The organism is Streptomyces sp. NPDC002577, assembly GCF_053594815.1.
On the sequence record NZ_JBSFWK010000026.1, the window covers coordinates 24,163 to 47,808 of the forward strand.

Annotated in this window: 20 protein-coding genes; 11 read left to right on the plus strand and 9 right to left on the minus strand. The window is 71.9% G+C overall.

Annotated elements, in window-relative coordinates:
- Nucleotides 1-27 precede the first annotated feature (27 nt).
- From ACWD4J_RS27400 to ACWD4J_RS27410, 3 genes are read left to right on the plus strand one after another with little or no spacing between them, the layout of a single operon-like run.
- Nucleotides 28-1,605: a 4-coumarate--CoA ligase family protein gene (locus ACWD4J_RS27400; protein ID WP_451398160.1), complete on the plus strand. Its 1,578-nt coding sequence runs from the start codon at nt 28-30 to the stop codon at nt 1,603-1,605.
- Nucleotides 1,602-2,354 carry an enoyl-CoA hydratase family protein gene (locus ACWD4J_RS27405; RefSeq protein WP_451398087.1) on the plus strand — a complete coding sequence of 251 codons (753 nt, stop codon included), beginning with the start codon at nt 1,602-1,604 and terminating at the stop codon, nt 2,352-2,354. The genes ACWD4J_RS27400 and ACWD4J_RS27405 overlap by 4 nt, the downstream gene beginning before the upstream one ends.
- Nucleotides 2,342-2,962, plus strand: coding sequence for a TetR/AcrR family transcriptional regulator (locus ACWD4J_RS27410; RefSeq protein WP_451398088.1), 621 nt, complete (start codon nt 2,342-2,344; stop codon nt 2,960-2,962). Before ACWD4J_RS27405 ends, ACWD4J_RS27410 begins: the two co-directional genes overlap by 13 nt.
- A 140-nt stretch (nt 2,963-3,102) precedes the next feature.
- Here the strand turns inward: ACWD4J_RS27410 and ACWD4J_RS27415 are convergent, their stop codons facing one another.
- Complete coding sequence (locus ACWD4J_RS27415) at nt 3,103-4,203, minus strand: citrate synthase 2 (RefSeq protein ID WP_451398089.1); 1,101 nt, start codon at nt 4,201-4,203, stop codon at nt 3,103-3,105.
- Nucleotides 4,204-4,653: 450 nt separating this feature from the next.
- On the opposite strand from ACWD4J_RS27415, the gene pdxH reads away from it, so the two are divergent.
- Entirely contained in the window at nt 4,654-5,292 is a 639-nt protein-coding gene (pdxH, locus tag ACWD4J_RS27420) for a pyridoxamine 5'-phosphate oxidase (RefSeq protein ID WP_451398161.1), read from the plus strand.
- A 9-nt stretch (nt 5,293-5,301) separates the two neighbouring features.
- Here the strand turns inward: pdxH and ACWD4J_RS27425 are convergent, their stop codons facing one another.
- Both ACWD4J_RS27425 and ACWD4J_RS27430 read right to left on the minus strand, forming a co-directional pair.
- Nucleotides 5,302-6,177: an alpha/beta fold hydrolase gene (locus ACWD4J_RS27425; RefSeq protein ID WP_451398090.1), complete on the minus strand. Its 876-nt coding sequence runs from the start codon at nt 6,175-6,177 to the stop codon at nt 5,302-5,304.
- A gap of 613 nt (nt 6,178-6,790) precedes the next feature.
- Complete coding sequence (locus ACWD4J_RS27430) at nt 6,791-7,483, minus strand: metal-dependent transcriptional regulator (protein ID WP_451398091.1); 693 nt, start codon at nt 7,481-7,483, stop codon at nt 6,791-6,793.
- A gap of 341 nt (nt 7,484-7,824) precedes the next feature.
- On the opposite strand from ACWD4J_RS27430, the gene ACWD4J_RS27435 reads away from it, so the two are divergent.
- On the plus strand, nt 7,825-8,622 hold the full coding sequence (locus tag ACWD4J_RS27435) for an SIS domain-containing protein (RefSeq protein ID WP_451398092.1): 798 nt from the start codon (nt 7,825-7,827) through the stop codon (nt 8,620-8,622).
- 35 nt (nt 8,623-8,657) lie between these two features.
- Here ACWD4J_RS27435 and ACWD4J_RS27440 read toward each other — a convergent pair whose 3' ends face one another.
- From ACWD4J_RS27440 to ACWD4J_RS27450, 3 genes are all read right to left on the minus strand, one after another.
- The gene (locus tag ACWD4J_RS27440; protein ID WP_451398093.1) at nt 8,658-10,061 is read right to left on the minus strand and encodes a PAS domain-containing protein; all 1,404 of its coding nucleotides are present in this window, start codon (nt 10,059-10,061) and stop codon (nt 8,658-8,660) included.
- 511 nt (nt 10,062-10,572) lie between these two features.
- Nucleotides 10,573-12,396 (minus strand): hypothetical protein, encoded by a 1,824-nt coding sequence (locus ACWD4J_RS27445; RefSeq protein ID WP_451398094.1) that lies wholly within the window; start codon nt 12,394-12,396, stop codon nt 10,573-10,575.
- Nucleotides 12,397-12,628: 232 nt separating this feature from the next.
- A complete protein-coding gene (locus ACWD4J_RS27450) occupies nt 12,629-14,011 on the minus strand; it encodes a transcriptional regulator (protein ID WP_451398095.1) in 1,383 nt (460 codons plus the stop codon).
- 302 nt (nt 14,012-14,313) lie between these two features.
- Here ACWD4J_RS27450 and ACWD4J_RS27455 point away from each other — a divergent pair, with 302 nt between their 5' ends.
- The 3 genes from ACWD4J_RS27455 (at nt 14,314) to ACWD4J_RS27465 (ending at nt 17,557) form a co-directional block, all read left to right on the plus strand.
- Nucleotides 14,314-15,021: a bifunctional DNA primase/polymerase gene (locus ACWD4J_RS27455; protein ID WP_451398096.1), complete on the plus strand. Its 708-nt coding sequence runs from the start codon at nt 14,314-14,316 to the stop codon at nt 15,019-15,021.
- Nucleotides 15,022-15,107: 86 nt separating this feature from the next.
- The gene (locus tag ACWD4J_RS27460; protein WP_451398097.1) at nt 15,108-15,896 is read left to right on the plus strand and encodes an ABC transporter ATP-binding protein; all 789 of its coding nucleotides are present in this window, start codon (nt 15,108-15,110) and stop codon (nt 15,894-15,896) included.
- Nucleotides 15,893-17,557, plus strand: coding sequence for a transporter (locus ACWD4J_RS27465; protein ID WP_451398098.1), 1,665 nt, complete (start codon nt 15,893-15,895; stop codon nt 17,555-17,557). The genes ACWD4J_RS27460 and ACWD4J_RS27465 overlap by 4 nt, the downstream gene beginning before the upstream one ends.
- A gap of 48 nt (nt 17,558-17,605) precedes the next feature.
- Here the strand turns inward: ACWD4J_RS27465 and ACWD4J_RS27470 are convergent, their stop codons facing one another.
- Entirely contained in the window at nt 17,606-18,898 is a 1,293-nt protein-coding gene (locus ACWD4J_RS27470; protein ID WP_451398099.1) for an ABC transporter substrate-binding protein, read from the minus strand.
- 117 nt (nt 18,899-19,015) lie between these two features.
- Between ACWD4J_RS27470 and ACWD4J_RS27475 the strand changes: the two genes are divergently transcribed.
- Together ACWD4J_RS27475 and purU are read left to right on the plus strand one after the other, a co-directional pair.
- Nucleotides 19,016-19,516, plus strand: coding sequence for an SCO4402 family protein (locus ACWD4J_RS27475; RefSeq protein WP_451398100.1), 501 nt, complete (start codon nt 19,016-19,018; stop codon nt 19,514-19,516).
- 177 nt (nt 19,517-19,693) lie between these two features.
- Nucleotides 19,694-20,575, plus strand: coding sequence for a formyltetrahydrofolate deformylase (purU, locus tag ACWD4J_RS27480; protein ID WP_451398101.1), 882 nt, complete (start codon nt 19,694-19,696; stop codon nt 20,573-20,575).
- A 72-nt stretch (nt 20,576-20,647) separates the two neighbouring features.
- Here the strand turns inward: purU and ACWD4J_RS27485 are convergent, their stop codons facing one another.
- A complete protein-coding gene (locus ACWD4J_RS27485) occupies nt 20,648-22,060 on the minus strand; it encodes a zf-HC2 domain-containing protein (protein WP_451398102.1) in 1,413 nt (470 codons plus the stop codon).
- The gene (locus ACWD4J_RS27490) at nt 22,057-22,635 is read right to left on the minus strand and encodes an RNA polymerase sigma factor (RefSeq protein WP_451398103.1); all 579 of its coding nucleotides are present in this window, start codon (nt 22,633-22,635) and stop codon (nt 22,057-22,059) included. The genes ACWD4J_RS27485 and ACWD4J_RS27490 overlap by 4 nt, the downstream gene beginning before the upstream one ends.
- Nucleotides 22,636-23,047: 412 nt before the next feature.
- On the opposite strand from ACWD4J_RS27490, the gene ACWD4J_RS27495 reads away from it, so the two are divergent.
- Nucleotides 23,048-23,443, plus strand: a complete 396-nt coding sequence (locus tag ACWD4J_RS27495; protein ID WP_451398104.1) for an STAS domain-containing protein — start codon at nt 23,048-23,050, stop codon at nt 23,441-23,443.
- Nucleotides 23,444-23,646 lie beyond the last annotated feature (203 nt).

Genomic DNA, 23,646 nt, shown 5'->3' on the forward strand with positions numbered 1-23,646 from the left:
GGCCCTCACGTCCAAGGAGCCGACATGGTGTTCCACAGTGAGTACGCAGATGTCCCCTCGGTCGAGGAACCCATCCACGACGCCGTCCTCGGCCGCGCCGCGGAACTCGGCGACGCGCCCGCCCTCATCGACGGCGTCGACGGCACCACCCTGTCGTACGCCCTGCTCGACACCTTCCACCGCAGGGTCGCCGCGGCCCTCGCCGAAGCCGGTGTCCGCAAGGGCGACGTCCTCGCCCTGCACGGCCCGAACACCATCGCCTATCCGACCGTCTTCTACGCCGCCACGCGCGCGGGGGCCTCGGTCACCACCGTCCACCCGCTCGCCACCGCCGAGGAGTTCGGCAAGCAGCTGCGCGACTGCGACGCCCGCTGGATCATCACCGTTTCGCCGCTCCTGGACGTGGCGCGGGCCGCGGCCGAACGCGCGGGCGGCGTCACCGAGATCTTCGTCTGCGACCGAGCCGACGGGCACCGGTCGCTGCTCGACATGCTCGGCTCCACCGCACCCGAACCGCACGTCACCATCGACCCGGCCGAGGACATAGCCGCCCTGCCGTACTCCTCGGGCACCACCGGCACGCCCAAGGGCGTCATGCTCACCCACCGCTCCATCGCCACGAACCTCGCGCAGCTCGAGCCGCTCATCCCGATGGGCCCCGGCGACCGCATCCTCGCAGTGCTTCCCTTCTTCCACATCTACGGCCTGACGGCGCTGATGAACGCCCCGCTGCGGCAGGGCGCCACCGTCGTCGTACTGCCCCGCTTCGACCTCGACACGTTCCTCGCGGCCATAGAGAAGCACCGCATCACGGGCCTGTACGTCGCCCCGCCCATCGTCCTCGCACTGGCCAAACACCCGGCCGTCACGCAGTACGACCTGTCGTCGCTGCGCTACCTCATCAGCGCCGCCGCACCGCTGGACGCCGAGCTCGCCCAGGCCTGCTCGCGCCGCCTGGGGCTGCCGCCCGTCGGCCAGGCGTACGGCATGACGGAGCTCTCGCCCGGCACGCACGTCGTCCCGCTCGACGCCGCCGACCCGCCCCCGGGAGCCGTCGGAAAGCTCATCGCGAGCACCGAGATGCGCATCCTGTCCCTCGACGACCCCGGCAAGGACGTCGGCGTCGGCGAACGCGGCGAGATCGTCATCCGCGGCCCCCAGGTCATGAAGGGCTACCTGGGCCGGCCCGACGCCACCGCCGAGATGATCGACGCCGACGGCTGGCTGCACACCGGCGACATCGGCTACGTCGACGCCGACGGCTGGCTGTACGTCGTCGACCGCGTCAAGGAACTGATCAAGTACAAGGGCTTCCAGGTCGCCCCCGCCGAACTCGAGGCACTGCTCCTCACCCACGACGGGATCGCGGACGCGGCCGTCATCGGCGTCTACGACGGGGACAACAACGAGGTTCCCAAGGCCTTCGTCGTACGCCAGCGGTCGGCCGCGGACATCAGCGAGGACGAGGTCATGGCATACGTCGCCGAGCGGGTCGCCCCGTACAAGAAGGTCAGGCGCGTGGAGTTCATCGACGGGGTGCCGCGCGCGGCCTCCGGGAAGATCCTCCGCCGGGAACTGCGGGAGCGGGCGGGGGAGCGACCGTGACGGAACCGGGCAGCGCGCCGGTCACCCGGCACCACGAGCGCGGCATCGCCACACTCACGCTGGACGCGCCTGCGCGGCGCAACGCGCTCTCGGCCGGGCTCGTCGCCGCCCTCACCACCGCGCTCGGGGAGTGCGGCAAGGACGACGACGTACGCGCGGTCGTCCTCACCCATACCGGCAACACCTTCAGCGCGGGCGCCGATCTGCGCGAACCGCCCGAACCCGCCGCCCTGGTGGCGCTCCTCAGGCAGATCGTCGAGCTGCCCAAGCCCGTGGTGGCACGGGTGACCGGACACGCGCGCGCAGGCGGCCTCGGCCTCATCGGGGCGTGCGACATCGCGGCCGCGGGCCCCGAAGCCACCTTCGCCTTCACGGAGGTACGCATCGGGGTCACGCCCGCCGTCATCTCGCTGCCGCTGCTGCCGCGCCTCGACCCGCGCGCCGCCGCCCGCTACTACCTCACCGGTGAGCGCTTCGACGCCGCCGAGGCGGCTCGCGTCGGGCTGTTGACGATGGCGGCCAAGCACGATGTCGACGCGGCGCTCGCGCCCGTGATCGACGGGCTGCGGGGGGCCGCCCCAGGGGCCCTGGCGGAGACAAAACGGCTGGTCACAGCTAGGGTTCTGGAAACCCTCGACCGGGAGGCGGCGGCCCTGACCGCCCTCTCCGCGCGACTCTTCGCGTCCGCGGAGGCCCGCGAGGGGATGACGGCCTTCCTCGAACGACGGGATCCCGTATGGGTGTTGTGACTCCGCCCGGCAGCGCAGTCAGGTTCCCCAAGCAGGACCGCAGCCGCATCACCCGGCAGCGCCTTCTGCAGGCCGCCGTGGCCTGCCTCGCCGAGCACGGCTGGGCGGGTTCCACGGTGTCGGTCGTGGCCGAGCGCGCGGGTGTCTCGCGGGGTGCGGCCCAGCACCACTTCCCCACCCGGGAGGACCTGTTCACGGCGGCCGTCGCATACGTCGCCGAGGAGCGCTCGACGGCCCTGCGGGCGCTGTTCCCGCAGGGCCGGGGGGACGCCCCGGCGGACCGCCGCGTCGTGGTGGCCGCTCTGGTGGACCTCTACACCGGCCCGCTGTTCCGTGCGGCCCTCCACCTGTGGGTCGCGGCCTCCAACGAGGAGCAACTGCGTCCGCAGGTGACGGAGTTGGAGGCCCGGGTCGGCCGCGAGACCCACCACATCGCGGTCGAACTCCTGGCCGCCGACGAGTCCCGCCCCGGCGTCCGCGAAACCGTCCAGGGCCTCTTGGACATGGCCCGCGGCCTGGGCCTCGCCAACCTGCTGACGGACGACGCGGCGCGACGGGAGCGGGTGGTGGCGCAGTGGGCGGCCCTGATCGATGAGGCACTGGACTGAGGGCGCTGGTACCGCTCGTACTGCTGTGGGCAATCGTTCCGCAGGGCGATGGGGGTACCTCCCATGCCCTTGAGGCAATGGGGGAGGGTGGGCACAGCCCACGACGCACAGCGCCCCCTCATGCTGGGGTGCGCACGCCGTCAGCGGGAGATGCCCTCGTACCCCCCGATCTCCTGCGGCCCCCGCGGCCCCGGCCCGACATACCGGGCCGACGGCCGCACCAGCCGCCCCGTCCGCTTCTGCTCCAGAATGTGCGCCGACCACCCCGCCGTACGGGCGCAGGTGAACATCGACGTGAACATGTGCGCCGGCACCTCCGCGAAGTCCAGCATGATGGCCGCCCAGAACTCCACGTTCGTGGCGAGGACCCGGTCGGGGCGGCGGGCGTGCAGCTCCTCCAGGGCCGCCTTCTCCAGGGCCTCGGCGATCTCGAACCGCGGGGCGCCCAGCTCACGCGCCGTGCGCCGCAGCACCCGCGCCCGCGGGTCCTCGGCCCGGTAGACGCGGTGCCCGAAGCCCATCAGCCGCTCGCCCCTGTCGAGGGCGTTCTTCACGTACGCCTCGGCGTCGCCCGTGCGCTCGATCTCCTCGATCATGCCGAGCACGCGCGAGGGGGCACCGCCGTGCAGCGGCCCGGACATGGCGCCCACGGCGCCCGACAGCGCGGCCGCGACGTCGGCGCCGGTCGAGGCGATGACGCGGGCGGTGAACGTGGAGGCGTTCATGCCGTGTTCGGCGGCGGACGTCCAGTACGCGTCCACGGCCGCCACATGCTTGGGGTCCGGCTCGCCCCGCCAGCGGATCATGAACCGCTCGACGACGGAGTGCGCCTTGTCGATCTCACGCTGGGGCACCATCGGCAGCCCCTGCCCGCGCGCCGACTGCGCGACGTAGGACAGGGCCATGACCGCGGCGCGCGCGAGGTCCTCGCGGGCCTCCTCCGCGTCGATGTCGAGCAGCGGTTTCAGGCCCCAGACGGGGGCGAGCATGGCGAGCGCGGACTGGACGTCCACGCGGATGTCGCCGGAGTGCACGGGGATGGGAAACGGTTCTGCGGGCGGCAGGCCGGGGTCGAAGGCCCCGTCGACGAGCAGGCCCCAGACGTTCCCGAACGAGACGTGGCCGACCAGATCCTCGATGTCGACGCCCCGGTAGCGAAGGGCGCCGCCCTCCTTATCCGGTTCGGCGATCTCCGTCTCGAACGCGATGACTCCCTCGAGTCCGGGTACGAAGTCGGACATCAGGCGGCTCCTCACGATGTGTGCGACTGACGGTGTGGACCACCGGAGTCGTTCAGAAGCGGGCTTCGGTGGGCTTCGGAGCCCAGTTCCACGGTCGATTCCGAAAATTCGCGGTCCGGATCGGTCACACCGGTGATGCCCCGTGTGGCTGGCGGTCACCCAACCGATTCGGCAGCAAGGGGACCCTATCCCTTGGTGTCACCTTTGGGGAGACCCTTGGTGCCACCTTTTAGCGGCTCTCGCGGCACTCAGTGCCACATCATCACAGTGCCACTTCGTGCGGCCCCGCGCCTGTTCGGGCGACGCGTCGTGGCCGGGATCCCTGGGTCTCCGGGCCTGACACATCGCTTCGTACGGCAAGATGACCGCGTGAACGACCGTGCCAGCACCGCCAGCACCGCCAGCACCGCCCACGACGCCGATGCCTTCGAGGCCCCCGACCCCGCCGCGATGCGCGCGCACTACCGCGCCCAGGGGTTCGATGTGGCCGACCTCGCCGCGCACCCCATGGACCAGTTCGCGCGCTGGTTCAAGGAGGCCGTGCACGCCGCCGAGCTCGGGGGTATCTACGAACCCAACGCCATGGTCGTCTCCACGGCCGACGCGCAGGGACGGCCGAGCTCCCGTACGGTGCTCCTCAAGCAGTACGACGAGCGGGGATTCGTCTTCTACACCAACTACGAGTCCCGCAAGGGCCGCGACCTGGCGGCCAACCCGCACATCGGCCTGCTCTTCCCCTGGCACCCCATGGCCCGCCAGGTCGTCGTCACCGGCACGGTCACCCGTACCGGCCGCGGCGAGACCGCCGCGTACTTCCGCACCCGCCCGCACGGCTCCCAGCTCGGCGCCTGGGCCAGCGCCCAGTCCTCGGTGATCGCCTCCCGCGCCGAGCTCGACGCCGCGTACGAGGAACTCCACACCCGCTACCCGGAGGGCGAGCGGGTCCCGGTGCCGCCGCACTGGGGCGGCTTCCGCGTCTTCCCGGAGACCATCGAGTTCTGGCAGGGGTGCGAGAACCGGCTGCACGACAGGCTGCGCTATGTCTACCGCGAGGACGGCACCTGGCGGATCGAACGACTCAGCCCCTGACCGGACGGCTCAGTCGCTGAACGGCCGATCCACGCCGAGCCGGTTCAGGAACGGTTCGACGGCCGTGCGCCACGCCTCGGGCTGGTCGTAGTGGACGAGGGGGCCGGCGTCGGCCACCTCGGCATACTCGCCCTTCGGCAGGACCCGCACCATCTCCTGGGCCTCGGCCCGGCCGAGCTCCCCGTCGAGTCCGCGCACGACGAGCGCGGGGCACTCGACCTGTGCGAGCTCCTCCCAGTGCGCGTCGTGGACCCAGGTCTCACGGGTCCTCAGCATCTGCTCGGGGTCGAAGACGGGCCGCCAGCCGTCGGGGGACTCGGCCATCGCCTCGGCGTAGAACTCGCCGCGCGACGGACTGGGGCGCTCCACCCAGGGATCGTCCTCACCGAACCACTTGCGTACGTCGGCGAGGGTCGCGAAGGGGACGGGCCAGGCCTTGAACCAGCTCTCCCACTCGCGCTGCGACGCCGCGCCGAACGCGGAGGCGCGCATGTCGCAGATGATCAGGCCGCGCACCAGGTCGGGGCGGCGGGCGGCGAGCTGCCAGGCGGTCAGGGCGCCCATGGCGTGGCCGATGAGGACGGCGGGGGCGAGATCGAGCTGGACGATGGCCGCCTCGGCGTCCTCGACGTAGACCTCGCGGGTGTAGGGGCCCTCGGCGGGCTTGTCGCTCCGGCCGTGGCCGCGCTGGTCGAGTGCGACCGCGCGATGCCGTTCGGCGAGCCAGCGGGCGCTGGACGCCCAGTGCGAGGCGCGGCCCATGAGGCCGTGGAGTAACAGCACGCCGGGAACACGCTCGACCTCTCCCGTCTTCTTGGGAGGATCGGCGAACTCCCAGGCGGCGAGGCGTACGCCGCCCGCTCCCGTCACGTCGATGCGCACCATGGTCTGGCACCCCCCTTGTGTGTCTGCCGGCCCGGTCACGGTGTGTCTGGCGGTCGTGTCGCGTCAGGCCCGAGCGGCTCGAGCCGTATCACCGTACGGGCACACTATCGAACCTTCATTCGAAAATGTGCCATTTGTCGCCAACACCCCTCTTTCGGGTGACCGCTCCCAAGGATTGACCGGCGCGGCCGAGGGGAGATCTTCAGCGGGAGGCGGACCGCTCGGGGATACCGGTCCGAAGGGGGACGACCCTGAGAGCTCGGGGCTCCGGGTCGAAACAGGGGGAGACAGGCCCCGGCGCCGATCGGCGCCGGGGCCCTCCGTCTGTATGCGGCACATCACTGCGCCCCCTCCCGACCGGGCTGCCCGACCCGGTCCGACTGCGGCCCGACCCGGTCCGAGACGATCAGGACCTCACGTCGTGTACCTCACGACAGCCTGGCACGCAAAAGGTCCGGCCGCTGCCATTCCGCCCACTGAATCTTGGATTCGGGTGGATGTCTGAATATCACCGATTTCACGCCGGTGTCCCGGCGATTTCGCGTCGGCTTCGCGCTGACTTCCCGCCGACTTCGCGGTGGTGGTCCCAGGCGGCGCTGCCCGCCTCAGCGGTTCAGCGCTTCGCGACGAACACGTGCGAGGCGATGCCCGCGTCCAGCTCCGCCGCCTCGCCACTGCTGCCCACCAGCACTCCGCCGGGGGACTCCGTCACGCTCACCACGGAACCGGGCTGCACACCCGCGCGCCGCAGCGTGTACATCAACTGCGCGTCCGTCTGGATCGGTTCCCCGATGCGGCGCACCACGACCGTCTTGCCGTCGCTGCCCGGGTCCAGATCGGCCAGGGACACCATGCTCTCGTCCAGGAACGGGTCCGCGTGATCCTTCTCGCCGAGCTCCTCCAGACCCGGGATGGGGTTGCCGTACGGCGACTCGGTCGGGTGGCGCAGCAGCTCCAGGACGCGGCGCTCGACCGCCTCGCTCATCACGTGCTCCCAGCGGCAGGCCTCCGCGTGCACCTGCTCCCACTCCAGGCCGATCACGTCGACCAGCAGGCACTCCGCGAGCCGGTGCTTGCGCATCACGCGCGTCGCCAGTCGGCGGCCCTCGTCCGTGAGCTCCAGATGGCGGTCGCTGGCGACCGACACCAGCCCGTCGCGCTCCATTCGCGCCACCGTCTGGCTGACCGTCGGACCGCTCTGGTCGAGCCGCTCGGCGATCCGGGCGCGCATGGGGACCACACCTTCCTCTTCCAGCTCGAGGATGGTGCGGAGATACATCTCCGTGGTGTCGATCAGTCCGGACATACGTGCCCCTCGTTAGCTCTGCCAGTGGCTCGACGGCTCACCGGCTTGTGCGCTGGCCCTGACTCAATTCTGACGCATCCCACCGACAACCGTGCCGCGCCGGGAAAACCACGCGCTGGGACGCGCGCGCTGGAGTGCGCCGTGCGCGCCTCGCTTCTGCCGCCCGGAACGGGCCGCGCATCGGGGGCATGGGACGGTGCCGTGTACCGACGGCCCGGCCCCGCAACCGTACCGGCCGGACACGTCTTGACACGCCACCGACCGGGACAGCACCGTGAGGCCCGACACGGCGGAGGGCAGCCGCCGAAGAGCGCTCGCGGGACGGACGGGGAGCAACGCTGATGAGCGACGGAACCGACAGCAGGCCGGCCGGACAGCACGGCGACAGCGACACCACGTTGGCCGGGCGGTACTTCGACGCCGCCATCGGCATGCTGCAGCAGGTCCGCGACGCGGAGACGGCCAACATCGCGGCCGCGGGCACCCTCATCGCCGACACCGTCGCCGACGGCGGCCGCCTCTTCGCCTTCGGCGCCGGCCACTCCTCGCTCTCCGCCCAGGAACTCGTCTACCGAGCCGGCGGCCTCGCCCTGATGAACCTCCTCGCCGTCCCCGGCACCCTCGGCGTCGACGTCATGCCCGCCACCCTCGGCTCCGCCCTGGAACACGTCGAAGGACTCGCGAGCGCCGTACTCGACGCAGGCCCGGCCCGCGCCGGCGACACCCTCGTGATCATCTCCCTCTCCGGGCGCAACACGCTCCCCGTCGAGATGGCCATGCACGCCCGCACCCTCGGCCTGCGCACCATCGGCGTGACCTCGGTGGCGTACGCGAGCGAGACGAAGTCCCGGCACACGTCCGGCACCTACCTCAAGGACCACTGCGACATCGTCATCGACAGCAAGATCGCCATCGGCGACGCCGTACTGAGCGCCGAAGGCATCGAGGCGCCCTTCGCCCCCGCCTCCGGCGTCGTCACCAGCGCACTCCTCCAGGCCGTGATGGCCACAGCCGCGGGCGAACTGGCCGCCCGCGGCATCGACCCCCCGCTGCTGCGCTCGGCCAACGTCGACGGCGGCGCCGAATGGAACGCGCGCGTATTCACCGAGTACGCGGACCGGATCTTCTACCGGTACTGAGCTCTGCCGGCACCGAGCTCCACCGGCCCCGAGCTCTACCGGTTGCTCCCGCTGTCCAGGACCCGCGCCAGATCCAGCGCCGCCGCGATCCGTACGGCGACGCTCTCCGCGTACATCGCATCCGCCCGCTCGAACGCGGACCGGCTACCGCCCCGCAGAAACGTCACGGCCCCCAGCGTCCGCCCCCGGCTGCGCAACACCGCACACAACGCATGCACCGCATCGTCCGGCCACCGCCGCTCCATGGCCCACTCCCGCGCACGCTCAGGAGCCGACGCACCCGCACTCGCCCGCACCGACCCCGCGCGCTCCACACACTGCAGCGCCGGATGCCCCTCCCGGTAACGCACCGGCAACCCCGCCCCCGGCGCCGGCATACTCGGCCCCGGCGCACCGGCAGGCGTCGCCGTCACCCGCACCAGACGCACCGGCTCCCCACCCGCACCCGGCTCACCCGCCACCGGATCACCCACCACAAGATCGATCAGCGCATGATCGGCGAACCCCGCCAGCGCGAAGTCCAACTGGATCGTCGCCGCCTCCGCCGGATCCTCACACTCCCCGGCCGCCCGCGCCGCACGATGCAGCTGGTTCGCCCGGAACCGCAACAGCGCCGCCTCCTGCTCCGCCTGCTTCGACTCCGTCACGTCCTGGAACAGCCAGCCCACCCCCAGCGGCACCGGCTCCTCCGCCAACGGCGACGACAGCCGCAGAAACCCGCTCCGCCAGCACCGCCGCCGCTGACCGTCCGGCGTACGCACCGTCACCCACATCTCCGCAGGCGCAGGCGGCGTGCCCTCCGCCAGCACATGCGTCAGAGCGCTCTCCAGTTCCTCCGCGCCCTGCCCGAGCAGCTCACCGAGCGGCCGCCCCAACGGCGCCGTACGCCCCGAACCCAGCGCCCGCGCCGCATGCGCATTGACCAGCGCAGGCCGCAGATCCGCATCCACCAGCACGACACCCCACGACGCGTCCTCGAACAACGCCTCGCTCAGAGCGATCGACCGCTCCAGATCGATCTGCGCATGCACCTCGCTGAACGCGCAGTACACCCCGGCCGGCTTCCCGTCCTGCCCGCGCACCGCGGCCGACTGCGTCCGTACGAGCACCCGCCCGCCGTCCTTCGTCAGCAACGCGAACTCGTGCACCTGCCGCCCCGGTGCCTGCATCGCCGACAGCAGCCGCCCCTCGACCTCCTCGGCATCAGCCGCCCGCACGGCCCACCCCGCAAGACCCCGCCGCCCGACCGCCTCCGCGGCCGACCAGCCCAGAATCCGCTCGGCCTCACGGTTCCAGTGCGTCACCACACCGTCCGCGTCGAACGCGCACAACGCCGCGTCCATGCCGTCGAGCAGCGCCGCAAGAAGATCCGAACCATCCCGCTCGGGCTCCGGAGGCCCCAGCTCGTCCGTGGTCCCACTACGCCGGGAAGCACTCACCTGGCACCCCCTGCAGGCCGTGTCTGCGTGTACCGCGCTGTGTAGTGCTGTGCTCACTGCGATGCGTCGCGCCCAACGTGTACCGCATCACGGATCATTCAACTCGAACGTGACCCAGCACACATAGAGTTCCCGGGAAATCGTTGCGGGCTGGAGACAGGCTGGAGATTCGACGGCCGGAATCCACCGGAACCCTGCCGTCACGAACATCTCGGAAAATCCCTTGAGGCTCCCCCCGGACGGTGCCTAGTGTGGCGCTTACACGGAAAGGAGGTGGTTCGGCAGATGTATGCATACCGGACGCGTGAGGTGGCTGCGGGCTAGCGGCCCGTCACCACACCGAGTGCGGTGCCGGACCAGCACGCGAGCTGAGCGTGCAGCCGGCCAAATCCACGCAGTCACCCGACCCGCGGGCCGCCGGTACGTCCGGCCGGCTCCCTCCTCGGAGGGACCATGGCCCGCGGGTCGTCTGCGTTCCGGGCCGGGTGCCTTTCCCGCCCGCCGGCGGCGATCAGAGCTGGTACGGCCTGCGCTGTGTCAGGCCGTACTTCGACGCGATGGCGTTCCAGAGTGCGGCGGCCTTGGTCTTCTGCGTGGTGGCCGTGCCGCTCGCGCGGTCGCCCTCGCGCTGGTTTGCGGTGACGCGGGCCTGGCCCTTCCTGCAGCCCTTCTTGCCGGCGACGTCGTCGGCCCATGCGGCGTAGTGGTTGTCGGCGGAGGCGGAGGCCTTCCAAGCGCTGTTGAGGGCGCTGGTCAGCTGGGCGTTGCCCGGGAGCTCGTCGACGGAGAGCTGCGCGAGGCGTGTCACGAGGTCGTTGCGCTGCTTCGCCGCGTTCCGCAGTTCGGTGGCGGCCTGGCCGAGGTTGTTGCAGGCACGGACGTCGGCGACGGCCTTGACCACCGCGTCGCGGCTGTTGTTGCTGTCGGCGAGCAGCTTGTCGAGTGCGACCGCCTGGTCCCTGGCGGGGTCGGCGGTCGCTGACGCGGACTCGCCGGCGGGTGCCGTCGCGGAGACGGTCTTGCTGTCGTCCTTCGTGTCGTCGCCGCCACCGGCGAGGAGGGCGCCCGCGCCGATGCCGAGGACCGCGATGCCGATGCCGGCGGCTGCGATGAGGGGCAGCTTCGAGCGCGTACGGCCGTTGCCGCCGCCGTCGGGTGCCTGGTGCGTGGCGGCGTACCCGCCGGTCTGCGGTGTGGCCGCACCGTAGTGGCCCGCCGCGGCCGTCGGCGGCTGGAAGCGGGGCAACTGCTGCGTGGCCGCGGGCCCTTCGGGCTCCGGGTCGGTTCGGAAGAGGTTGTCGAACTCGGCAGGGGGCGCCTGCCGGTCGTCAGGAGCACCGGGCCGGATGCCGTACGGGGCGCCGGGCGGCGGTGCGGGCACGGGGGCGATGTACTGCGTGGGCTGGCTGTCGGGTGCGGTCCCGGGGGCCGCGTCGTTGCGAGGCACGCGCCCGAGGTACTGGGTGGCGTCGGCGGCGACCTCGGGCGGCAGCGCGCCGGGGGCCACGGGTGGGATGTACTGCGTGGCGCCTTCGTCGAAGTTCCCGGGCGTTCCGGCCTGGGCTCCAGCGCCCGCGACAGGCGGGATGTACTGCGTCGCCTGGGCGGCCGGATCGCCGGCGGGCGGGAGGGGTGCGCCGGTCTGTCCGGTGGGGGGCGGCGGAGTGCCGTGCCCGTAGGGCGGCTGGGGGCCGCTGGCATGCCCGGATCCGGTGGTGGGGGCAGCGGCCCCCGGACCTGCTTCGGGGCCACTGGCGGGCAGTGTCGTGCCGTAGCCCGTCGGCTGGGCCGGAAGCGCGCCGCCGTATCCGCCGGCCCCGCCGTATCCGGCAGCCGGCGGCAGCGGCGCACCCGCGGTGCCCTGGTCAGCGGTCGGGAAGGCGTTCGGCGGGGGCAGCGGTGCGGGACCGCCCCCCGGCTGCTGAGCTCCCGGGAACTGCCCGCCGGAGTGCTGTGCGCCCGGGTAAGGGGCGACCCCCGGCTGCTGCGGAGGCTGTGTAGCGTCCCAAGGTGCCGGGGCCGAGGCGGCGGCACCCGGAGCTGCTCCCCAGCCCGGTGCGCCTCCGTAGGGACCTCCCGGTGCCCCGGCGCCGGGGGCACCCTGGCCCGCGGTCGCTCCCCACTCGTATCCGGACGAACCAGGCGCCGGTGGGGCGGCTGGTGCCTGCCCCGGTCCCCACGGCTGGCCCCAGGGGTCGCCTCCGGCCGGAGCCGTCTGGTCGCTCGCGGTGCCCGGGAGCAGCGGCTCGCCGCCGTCAGCGGGCAGCACGATGCCTTCTCGCACGGGCCGCGCCGCGGGAAGACGCGGCTCCTCGCCCTGTCCGCTCTGCGTCACCGGGACTCCTACGACTGGGGTACTTACGGAATCGTCGGTTCACGCTACCGGGTGGCCGCTCGGCGATGCCATGCAGCTCAGGACGTTACTGCGGCCACAGTGACCGCAGTAACAAAACCTGCGGGCCCGGCGCTGTATACGCCCCCCTTCGCGCCCCGCCATGCGCCCGCTCGGTCCCGTCAGGCGGCACCTGCCCCGGTACGTTCCGCCCGCGCCGTCGCCGCCGTGCCCCTCACGCCGCCTGCAGTTCCAGCCGTGCTCCGAACTCCCGCACCGCAGGCTCGTCGCGGTACGGCGCCAGTCGCTCCTGGAAGTCGTCGAGGTACTCCGCGCCCCGGTTCGACCGCAGTCCGCCGAGCAGTTCGATGGCCCGCAGCCCGGTGTGGCAGGCCTGCTCGACCTCGCGTTTCTGCACCTGTGCCGTCGCCAGGAGCACCAGGCCGATCGCGCGGCGCCGCACGCGTGACTGCGGGTGCCTGGCGAGGGACTCCTCGGCCTGCCGGGCGGCGGCGTCCGGCTGCCCCAGGTCGCGGTGGCAGTGCGCCAGTTCGTCGGCCAGATACGCCTCGTCGAAGTGCGCGATCCACGCCGGGTCGTCGCCGGAGGCGGGATCGGCCTGCTCCATCGCCGAGACGGCCTTGCCGATCACGGCCTGGGCGGCCCGCGCGTCCCCCAGCAGGGCGTGTCCGCGGGCTTCGGCGGCGTAGAACATGGCCTGTGCGCGCGGTGTGACCCGGCCGCGGGCGCCCTCCTGTGCGGCGCGTGCGAGCTGTGCGATCTCGCGGGGGTTGCCGAGCTGGGCCGCGAGGTGGCTCATGGACGCGGCCAGGACGTATCCGCCGTAGCCGCGGTCGCCGGCCGCCTGTGCGAGGCGCAGGGCCTGGATGTAGTAGCGCTGGGCGAGCCCCGGCTGGCCGGTGTCGATCGCCATGTAGCCGGCCAGCTCCGTCAACCGGGCGACGGTGGCGAAGAGTTCGCGCCCGACCGCCTCTCGGTACGAACCGGCCAGCAGTCCGGAGACGACGCTGTTGAGGTAGTGGACGACGACCGGCCGTACGTGTCCGCTGCCGTACTGGTGGTCCAGGTCCACCAGCGCCTGGGTCATCGAGCGCACGGCGGCGACGTCGGCGGGCCCGACGCGCGGCCCGGCGGCCCGGGCGACCTGCAGGTCCGGCGCGGAGATCAGCCAGTCCCGGCTGGGCTCGACGAGCGCGGACGAGGCGACGGACGAGCCGGACAGGAAGTCCCGGCGCCCCACGTCGCTGCGGTACAGCTCGCAGACCTGCTCGATGGCGCCGAGGACGGTCGGTGAGAACTGCAGCCCGACGCCGGCCGCCAGGTTCTTGCCGTTGGCCATGCCGATCTCGTCGATCGTGACGGTCCTGCCGAGCTTGCGTCCGATCGCCTCCGCGATGATCGCGGGCGCTCGTCCGCGCGGCTGCTGCCCGCGCAGCCAGCGGGCCACCGACGTCTTGTCGTACCGCAGGTCGAGCCCGTGCTCCGCGCCGCACATGTTGACGCGGCGGGCGAGGCCCGCGTTGGAGCAGCCGGCTTCCTGGATGAGCGCCTGCAGCCGTTCGTTCGGCTGCCGCGCGACGAGAGGCCTTGCGGCCATGGCGTGTACCCCCTGCTTTCTGCGGTTCGCCTCCGGCGCGCCCCTTCGGCTCACTCGCTCTGTGGCTACGGTGCTTGCCTGCCCGTGCGCCGGAAAGTCGTGTCCGCGAAGATCAATGCCCCACGAACGAACGGAAGATGCGGGATATGGGAGATATGCCGGGGTAAGTGCGGTTGCACCCCACGGCTGCCTACCCGTCCCCTGGCGCCGATCCTCATACGCGCCCCGGCCGTGCACCCGTGCGCCCCGAATGAAGGAACGATGCGCCGATGTGCCGGGTGTGGCGGCCGTAACCCTTGCGGATGAACGGAGTTGAGGCCGTCGTGGATGAGATGACCATCGGAGTGACGTCAACCGCGCAGATCCCCAAGCAGCGCGGAGCAGCCCACGACACGGCACGTGGCACCTCGCTGCTGGAAGCCGCCGTGAGTTACGCGGAAGAGCGCCACTGGGACGTGTTTCCCGGCACCTGGCTGGAGCCCGTCGAGGGCACTCAGCGGTGCTCCTGTGGTGACCCGGCGTGCGAGGCGCCCGGCGCCCACGCCGCCCGCGAGGACTGGCCCACGCAGGCGACCGGCAGCGCGACCGGCGTGCGCCGCCTGTGGTCGAGGCAGCCCGCGGCATCGATCCTGCTGCCCACAGGGCGCTCGTTCGACGTGCTCGACGTGCCCGAGACCGCCGGCTTCCTGGCCCTGGCCCGCATGGAGCGCATGGGCGCCACGCTCGGCCCGGTGACCCGCACCCCTGACCGCCGGATGCACTTCCTGGTGCAGCCGGGCGGCGCGGCCAAGGTCACCGATCTCGTGCGGAAGCTGGGGTGGTCGCCCCACTCGCTGGACCTCGTCGCCCTCGGCGAAGGCTCCTACGTCGCCGCGCCGCCCACACGGGTCGGCGGGCGCGGGGCCGTTCAGTGGGCCTGCCGCCCCACCGTCTCCAACCGGTGGCTGCCCGAAGCGGAGGAGATCATCTCGCCGGTGGCGTATGCGTGCGGGCGGGACGGCAAGCGCTGAGACCCTGCCCGGCCGAGAGCCGTCGCCGCGACGGAACCTCAGGCTCCCCCCGTATTCTGCTCGCAGAAGCGACGGGAGGCCGGCGAGTGGCAGACGAAGCGGCGGGCGCGCCGGCGGTGCGCGTGCAGGGGCTGTGGAAGCGGTTCGGGGAGCAGATCGCGGTCGCGGGAATCGACCTGGAACTGCCCGCGGGCCGCTTCATCGGCCTTGTGGGCCCCAACGGCGCGGGAAAGACGACCACCCTGTCCATGGTGACCGGGCTGCTGCGCCCCGACCACGGCACCGTCGAGGTCGCCGGCCACGACGTGTGGCGGGACCCGGCCCAGGTGAAGGCCCGTATCGGCGTACTCCCCGAAGGGCTGCGGCTCTTCGAGCGGCTCTCCGGCCGCGAACTGCTCTCCTATACCGGCAGGTTGCGGGGCCTGCCCGGCGCGGAGGTCGACAAGCGCGCCGCCCAGCTCCTCGACGTACTCGACCTCGCGGGGGCCCAGCACAAACTCGTCGTCGACTACTCGACCGGCATGCGCAAGAAGATCGGGCTCGCGGCAGCCCTGCTCCACAACCCCGAAGTGCTCTTCCTCGACGAACCGTTCGAGGGCGTCGACCCCGTGTCCGCCCAGACGATCCGCGGAGTCCTGGAGCGCTACACGGCCTCCGGCGCGACGGTCGTCTTCTCCTCCCACGTGATGGAGCTCGTCGAGTCCCTGTGTGACTGGGTCGCCGTCATGGCCGCCGGCCGTATCCGCGCCCGCGGCACCCTCGAGGAGGTACGCGGGACGGCGCACTCGCTGCAGGAAGCATTCCTCGAACTCGTCGGCGCCGGCTCCCGCACCACGGGGTCCGATCTCGACTGGCTCGGCGGCGGCGCCCGATGAGCACCACCCGCACCACCGCGGCAGTATCCGACGGCGCCACCGCGGAGTCCCTGACCTCCGTCTTCGTACGGCTGAAGGTGTCGCTGCTGCGCAACGGACTGAGGCAGTCCACCGGGCGCAGCGCCGCCTACATCGCCTCCATGGTCGTCGCGCTGCTCTTCGCCGCGGTCCAACTGGTCGGCCTCATCGCCCTGCGGGGCAACGAGCACGCCGCCGCCGTCGGTGTCCTGCTCGTCGCCGTGCTCGCGCTCGGCTGGGCCGTGATGCCGCTGTTCTTCCCGAGCGGCGACGAAACCCTCGACCCCACACGCCTCGTGATGCTCCCGCTGCGCCCCGCGCCTCTCGTACGGGCCCTGCTGGTGGCATCCCTCGTGGGCATCGGACCGCTGTTCAGCCTCTGCCTCGTGGCGGGCGCGGTGATCGCGGTCGCGCACGGCGCCGCGGCCTTCGCGGTCGGCGTCCTGGCGATCGCCCTGACGCTCCTCGTCTGCGTCGCCCTGGCCCGTGCCGTCGCCGCCGCCAATGTGCGGCTGCTGACCAGCCGCAAAGGCCGCGACCTGGCCGTGCTCAGCGGTCTCGTCGTCGCCGTCGGCGCCCAGTTCGTCAACTTCGGCGCCCAGCGGCTGGGTGCGGCCGGCGGCCTCGCCCCGCTCGAGCCCTTCGCCGACGTGCTCCGCTGGATCCCGCCCGCGGCTGCCCTCGACGCGGTCGATTCGGTCAGCGACGGCGCGTACGCCACCGCGCTCGCCCAACTCGCCCTGACCGCGGCCGCGCTGGCCGTGCTCCTCCGCTCCTGGCAGCGCAACCTGACCCGCCTGATGACCTCGCCCGACGGTTCGACGCTCGGCGCCGCAGGGCCGAAGCCGGACGGGGCGCGCGGCGCGACGGGGCCGGCCCGCCTGCTGCCCTTCCTCAGGGCCGACGCCCGGGGCGGCACACCCAGCCGCACCGCCACCGTCATGGAACGCAGCCTGCGCTACATATGGCGCGACCCCAAGACCAAGGCGGCCTGGATCACGTCACTGGCCATCGGCCTGATCGTCCCGCTCTTCAACGCTCTCCAGGGCACCGGCTCGGTCTACTTCGCGTGCTTCGCCGCCGGAATGCTCGGCATCCAGATGTACAACCAGTTCGGCCAGGACACCTCGGCCTTCTGGATGGTCGCGATGACGATCTCCTCGACCCGCGACGCGTACCTCGAACTCCGCGGCCGCGCCCTGGCCCTGCTGGTGATCACCCTGCCGTACGCGACGCTGGTGACCGTCGTGACCACCGCCACGCTCGGCGACTGGCCGGCGCTCCCCGAGGTCCTGGGCCTGTCCTTCGCCCTTCTCGGCGCCATGCTCGCCACCGGCGCCTGGTCCTCGTCCCGCTTCCCCTACTCCATCCCGCAGGAGGGCTACAAGAACGTGGCCCCCGGACAGGCCGGCCTCGCCTGGATCTCGATCTTCGGCGGCATGGTGTCAGCGGCCCTGCTGTGCGCCCCGGTGCTCGCCTTCACCATCTGGCTGCACGTCGCGGGCGCGGACGCCTGGACCTGGCTGCTGCTGCCTCTCGGCACGGCGTACGGGGCGGGCGTCACGGCTCTGGGCCTGCGCCTGGCCGCGCCCCGTACGGCGCGGCGGCTGCCGGAGATCCTGGCGGCGGTCAGCAAGGGGTGAGCCGACGCGCGGCCGGGCGTGGCAGGCGGGTCGGGCCGGGCCGGCGCGTCAGCTGTTCTCCAGCGTCTTCGCCATGTCGACGAAGCCCTTCTGCGCCGACACCAGGCGCCCGCCGCTGACCTTCTGGAAGGTGACGTACGCGTTGACCAGGCGCGGGAAGTCGCTGACCGCGATCATGTCCTCGAAGCGCCAGCTCAGCGGCGGCGTGAGGCCGCCCGTGTGGACCTTGAGGCCGTCGTCGAGGGCGTCCCGGACGGTGTGGGCCGTCACCTCGCCGTCACCGAGCGACTCCACGGCCTGCTTCAGCACGGTGTAGGCGATCCAGGTGGTCTGCACGCCCGCGTCCGTGGGGTCGATCCGGTTGTCACCGAAGGCGTGCTCGTTGATGACCTTGCGCATGGTGTCCCAGCGGTGGTCGCTCGACACGGGGTACCAGCCGGTGACCAAAGCCCCCTCGTACACGCCGCTCCTGCCGCCCGTACGGTCGACGACCGACTGGTCGACGGAGCCGAGCACCGAGGCGATCCGGACGGCCGGGTACTCCTCGCGGGTGCGCCGGAACGAGTCGAAGAACGTGTCGGTGCGGTCGCCCAGCGCGGCCGTCACACAGCCCTCGGTGACGGGATCGGCGCTCGCCTGCGCGAGGGCCTGGCCGGCCTGCGGCGTGTAGTCGGTGGCGTCCTCGACGGCACGTACGTCGATGGCCTTGCCGCGGCCGCCCGCGGCGAGGCCGGCGTCGAACAGCGGCGGGAGCTGGTCGCCCGCGATCGTGTCGGGACGCACGAGCGCGACGCGCGAGCACGTCTTGGCGAGCTGGCGGCCGAGGCCGGCCATGAGCGCGGGCTGGCCGCCGTTCACGGGGTACGACAGCGGGCTCGTGAACTCGTCGTCGGTGAGGCCGTAGCCGCCGATGTAGGGGATGCCGGCGCCCTCCAGCGGGGCGAGGAAGGACCGGCCGAACTGGCTGTAGGAGCCGACGACCGCGACCACGTTCTCCTCGACGGCGCGCCGCGCGCAGTCCGCGGCGCCCACGGTGTCGTTGTGGTCGTTGCAGGTGATGACCTTCAGCTCGCGGCCGCCGATGCCGCCGCTCGCGTTGATCCAGCGTGCGTACGCCAGCGCCATGGCGGGCATGCCGGGCTTGTTGGTCGCCTCCGTCTTCTCGGGCGCCATGGTCATCACCGTGACGGGCTCCCTGGAGCCCCCCGCAGCCCCAGGGAGAACGCCACATGCGGCGAGGACGGACGCACACACGGCCAAGGCTCCTGCGGTGAGCAGGGCCGCCTTGGCCGGGCGGGGAGGAGCGGGATTGGTGGGGCTCATGCGTCGCCTGCCGGTCATGGGCATGCACGATTCCCTCGCATCTCTAACCCAGGCGTGATCTTGGGGCAACGCATGGTGACGCCTGGGTGAATTGCGGGGGTCGGATCGGTCGACCGAACGGGGAACGTACGATCGATGACCGTGCAAGGTTCGGAGAAGTCTTCCCGTCGCGGCCGCCGCTACACCACCATGGGCGGCATGCCTGTGAACGACATGCCGTGGTGGCGCTGGCGCAGCAATGTCCGCTCCGCTCTCCACATGCTCTCCGAGCCCGCCTTCCAGCGGGACGTCTGGCTGGCAGGTGTCGAGGGGTACGGAGACGTCACCGACGCCGTGTACCGCCTGGTCGAGGACACCTGGCTCGACAACTGGTCCGCCGAGAAGTACGTGGGGACGATCTTCCGCGACTCGCAGGAGGCGGCCCTCGTGGACACGGCGGTGCTGCGCGTGCTGCGGATCATGCATCAGGTGGGGCCGGACGCCCCGGTGTCCGCGTATCTCGACCACCACGGGTGGCCCGAGGCGGTGCGGGCCGCGAGGGACGCGCACGTGCGGCTCGCGATGAGCGACGGGGACGACCCGGACGCGCCGCCGCGGACGCTCGAGGTGCTGCGGATACTGACCCGGTCCGCCTGAGGCGGCTGGGTTCCCTGGGGCCTCATGGCCACCCTTGAGGCCCGGGCACACCGCACGTGGTCGCTTTCTGTGCCGATGCGTCTACGCACTGTCGCCACCGGTGTGCCGCCTCCCGGCTCTTGAGACGCCGGGAGGTGAGCTTGCCCGCAGCCGGGGCTGCTGTGGGACCCTGGCCCCATGAGTGAGCAGTCGGCTGGGTCTTCCGTGTCCCCTGAGCAGTACGTCCTTACCCTCTCCTGCCCGGACAAGAAGGGCATCGTGCACGCCGTGTCGAGCTATCTCTTCATGACCGGCTGCAACATCGAGGACAGCCAGCAGTTCGGCGACCACGACACGGGACTGTTCTTCATGCGGGTCCACTTCTCGGCGGAGTCCCCGGTGACCGTCGACAAGCTGCGGGCCAGCTTCGCCGCGGTCGGTGACTCCTTCCAGATGGACTGGCAGATCCACCAGGCCGAGCAGAAGATGCGCATCGTCCTGCTGGTGTCGAAGTTCGGGCACTGCCTGAACGACCTGCTCTTCCGCGCCAGCATCGGCGCGCTGCCCGTGGAGATCGCGGCGGTCGTGTCCAACCACACGGACTTCGCCGAGCTCGTGGCGTCGTACGACATTCCGTTCCACCACATTCCGGTCACGCGGGACACCAAGGAGCAGGCGGAGGCGCAGCTGCTCGAGCTGGTCCGCGCGGAGAACGTGGAACTGGTGGTGCTGGCCCGCTATATGCAGGTGCTCTCCGACGACCTGTGCAAGGCGCTGAGCGGCCGGATCATCAACATCCACCACTCGTTCCTGCCGAGCTTCAAGGGCGCGAAGCCGTACCACCAGGCGCACGCACGCGGTGTGAAGCTGATCGGTGCGACCGCGCACTATGTGACGGCCGACCTCGACGAGGGGCCGATCATCGAGCAGGAGGTCGAGCGGGTCGGCCATGGGGTGACGCCGGAGCAGTTGGTGGCGATCGGGCGGGATGTGGAGTGCCAGGCGCTGGCGCGGGCCGTCAAGTGGCATGCGGAGCACCGGATCCTACTGAACGGGCACCGTACGGTGATCTTCGCCTGAGGTTCTGCTTCGGGTGCCGTAGTCCGTGGTTGCCCGGGGGTTGGGTGCGCGGCCCGGCGCCGGCGAGGGCGGCTACATCCTGCTCAGCGAAGCCGCCGCGAACAGTACGTCCCTGATGGCTTTGCGGTCGCCGGCGAGGCCCGCCACCGTCTCGTCGGGGGCGACGCGCCCCGCGGCCAGCCGGGAGAACTCGACGCCGTCCAGGGCGATGTGCGCCACCTCGTGATCGGCGGATGCGACGGCTCCGGGGGAGTCGAGGGCGATGAACCACTCGCCCCCGCCGGCCCCCTCGACCTCCAGCCGCAGGCTGCGGCCGGGAGATCCGGCGGCGACCAGCCGGTGGGGCGGGCTCGCGAGCCCGGCGCGCCGCCGCGCCGCGAGCGCGTTCGGCAGGAGACGCGCCGCCAGGTCGAACATGCGGTGCAGATGGCGCGGGGCCGGCGGCCCGTACGGGTAGTCCACGGCGTCCGCGATGTCCCCCGCGTGCACCCAGCACTCGAAGGCGCGGTCCAGCATGGAGTCGCGCAGGGGCAGTTCGAAGTCGCCGTAGTCGACGGACAGGCTGCCCGGCCCTGGTGATCCCGCACCGGAGGCGGCGGCGAAGACAGGGGCCTCGGAGGCGCGCCCGGCCTCGAAGGCCACCGTGCTCACGAGCGTATGGGTCTGGTCGCGCCACGGCCCGCGTACCGCACGGGTGGGCGGCCGGTGTGACGCGCGCCAGTACGCCTCGGTGCGCTCGGCAGGGCCCGGACGGGCCCTGCTCGGGTCACCGGCGCGCCCGGACGCCTCGACCATCGGGGGAAGATCGTCCAGGCCGAGCGCGAGCGCCACCAGGCCGTCGACCATCATCAGATGCGCCAGGACCCCCGCGACGGTGGTCTTGCGGCTCACGAGCCCGTCGCCGTCGAACCACCGCAGCCGCACCGGGGCGTGCCACTCCGAGTCGCCGAAGTCCTGCAGCAGTGCGTCGAGACGCGCTGTCTCCGCGTCGTACGGAGCGACCCAGTCCGGCACCGGGAAGCGTGGCGGCCGCCGGTCGAGGCAGCCCTCCAGGACCCGGGTGCGCAGCATCGGGTCGAGGTCGAGAGGCTCCGCCGGATGCAGTAGCGCCACCGCGTCGCGCAGCCGCAGCGCCTCCTCGGCGCACGGTCCGCAGGTGCCGAGATGTGCCTCGACGGCCTCCGCCTCCTCCGCCGAGCACGCGGAGAGGGCCCAGGCCCCCAGGAGCGACTTGAGGACCCGGTGCTCGAGTACCAGGGGCGTGGACGTGGTCGTCGGCGCGCTGGGGGGCAGCGGCTGCTCGCCGTCCTCCACGGAGGAGCGGGGTGTCGGGATGCGCGGCGGCACGGCGCCCGGCTCGTTGCCGTGGTCCTTTGCGCGCCCGTTCCCGTTCCCGCCTCCGTTCCCGCTTCCCCGTGCGGCGTCGTCTCCCCGTGTTCCTCCCGGGCCTTCGTCGTACGGCTCGAACCGCTCGGGGCCGTTCACCACGCCCTCCCCGGTCCGGGAGGCGTCCCCGAGACGCCCTTGTCGTGGGCTGTGGACAGCAGTTGCAGACCGAGACGGAGCCGGCGCCTCGCCTCGTCCTCGGTGACGCCGAGGTCGGCGGCGGCCTGCCGGTAGTCGCGGCGCTGGAAGTACGCCAGTTCGAGGGCGGCCCGCAGCGGGGCGGGCATGTTCGTCACGATGTAGTCCGCGCGGGCGGCCGCCGAGGCGCGCCGGACCTTGCGTTCCAGATCCTCCGTGGTGCCCGAGCCGTCCCGTGCCAGCGCGGCGGCCTCGGTCTGCCGCAGCCGCTGCACGGCCAGCCGGTGGGTCAGCGTGGCCACCCAGGAGCGCAACGGGCCCTGCTGGGGATCGAACGCCCCGGGGTTCTCCCAGACATGGGCGAAGACCTCGCGTGTGATGCGGTCGGCGTCCTCCTCGTCGTCGAGGACGCGGTGCGCCAGTCCGTGCACGAGTGACGCGAAACGGTCGTACAGCTCACCGAGCGCCGCCGCCTCGCCGCGCGCCAGTCGTTGCTGCATCCTGCGGTCCCAGCGGGGCGGTGACTCCTTCGCCATGCGATCCCCTCACCTGGTCGTGCCGCGCGTTCCGTGCGTCTGCCACCCTGTGTCGAATGTAGTCGGCAGCCACTGCGGGACACGCCTCTTTGCGTCAATGCTCGTCCAGTTCAGGCCTCGAAGTGGTATTGGCCACCTGAAGCCCCTCCGTCGACTTCTCTTGCGCGTACTGTGAGCATACGAGGCCCACAGATGACCGAAAGAGACCGAACGAGTTCAATTGTGCGGCGACTGTGAGCGCTTGGGTGGCCGAATGCACAAGGTGCCTCAGGAGATGCCGCTTCACCCGGACTCCTCATGCGGGGCGTCCTACCAAGGGGTTGCGTCCGGGGCGTTTCGTGGCACGACGGCCGGGCAGCCGCGAAGGGGAAGTGAAGGGAAGGCTTCCGGATCGACTGGCGAAGGACGTGACGTGACACTGAGCGTGAGAGAAGGCGAAAAGGGCGAGTGGGTCGTTCTGCACGTGTCGGGTGAAATGGACCTGGTGACCTCGCCCTTGCTGCGGCAGCGGGTGCACGACGCCGTGGCCGACGGCCGCCGCAGCCTCGTCCTCGACCTCTCCGAGGTCTTCTTCTGCGACTCCAGCGGGGTCGGCGTCCTGATCGCCACCCGCCGCCTGATCCGCTCCTGCCAGGGCCGCCTGCGGCTGATACTTCCCGCGCCCACCTTCGACCCGGCCTCCGCCGTGAACCGGGGAGGCGCCCACGTCAACAAGGTCCTCGCCGCCCTGGGTGTACGCCGGCTCTTCGACATCCATCCCGACGTGGCGTCGGCCGTCGACGACGAGGCGGGCCCGCTCTCGGCGTGAGCGGCCCCCCGGGCTCTCCGGGCGGCCCGCGCCGCGCGTCGCTGACCTGCGGTCACGCCGTCGCTGGACGGCACAGTGCCACGCAGTTGTTCCAGAATTCCTGCGGTCTTGGTACAAGCGTCGTTTTCCGTCTCCCGAACAGGCCCCGGCGTCGTACGCTCCCTGCCAGATGCACCCCCGAGTGACGTAAGGCGGCCCGACAC

Excerpts from the sequence above, each read along its gene's own strand:
- ACWD4J_RS27430 (WP_451398091.1), bottom strand. The coding sequence starts at position 7,483 with ATGTCCGGACTGATCGACACCACGGAGATGTATCTCCGCACCATCCTC.
- purU (WP_451398101.1), top strand. The coding sequence starts at position 19,694 with ATGAGTGAGCAGTCGGCTGGGTCTTCCGTGTCCCCTGAGCAGTACGTC.
- ACWD4J_RS27470 (WP_451398099.1), bottom strand. The coding sequence starts at position 18,898 with ATGACCGGCAGGCGACGCATGAGCCCCACCAATCCCGCTCCTCCCCGC.
- ACWD4J_RS27455 (WP_451398096.1), top strand. The coding sequence starts at position 14,314 with ATGAACGGAGTTGAGGCCGTCGTGGATGAGATGACCATCGGAGTGACG.
- ACWD4J_RS27410 (WP_451398088.1), top strand. The coding sequence starts at position 2,342 with ATGGGTGTTGTGACTCCGCCCGGCAGCGCAGTCAGGTTCCCCAAGCAG.
- ACWD4J_RS27475 (WP_451398100.1), top strand. The coding sequence starts at position 19,016 with ATGACCGTGCAAGGTTCGGAGAAGTCTTCCCGTCGCGGCCGCCGCTAC.
- ACWD4J_RS27415 (WP_451398089.1), bottom strand. The coding sequence starts at position 4,203 with ATGTCCGACTTCGTACCCGGACTCGAGGGAGTCATCGCGTTCGAGACG.
- ACWD4J_RS27450 (WP_451398095.1), bottom strand. The coding sequence starts at position 14,011 with ATGGCCGCAAGGCCTCTCGTCGCGCGGCAGCCGAACGAACGGCTGCAG.
- pdxH (WP_451398161.1), top strand. The coding sequence starts at position 4,654 with ATGCGCGCGCACTACCGCGCCCAGGGGTTCGATGTGGCCGACCTCGCC.
- ACWD4J_RS27425 (WP_451398090.1), bottom strand. The coding sequence starts at position 6,177 with ATGGTGCGCATCGACGTGACGGGAGCGGGCGGCGTACGCCTCGCCGCC.
- ACWD4J_RS27490 (WP_451398103.1), bottom strand. The coding sequence starts at position 22,635 with ATGGCGAAGGAGTCACCGCCCCGCTGGGACCGCAGGATGCAGCAACGA.
- ACWD4J_RS27435 (WP_451398092.1), top strand. The coding sequence starts at position 7,825 with ATGAGCGACGGAACCGACAGCAGGCCGGCCGGACAGCACGGCGACAGC.
- ACWD4J_RS27465 (WP_451398098.1), top strand. The coding sequence starts at position 15,893 with ATGAGCACCACCCGCACCACCGCGGCAGTATCCGACGGCGCCACCGCG.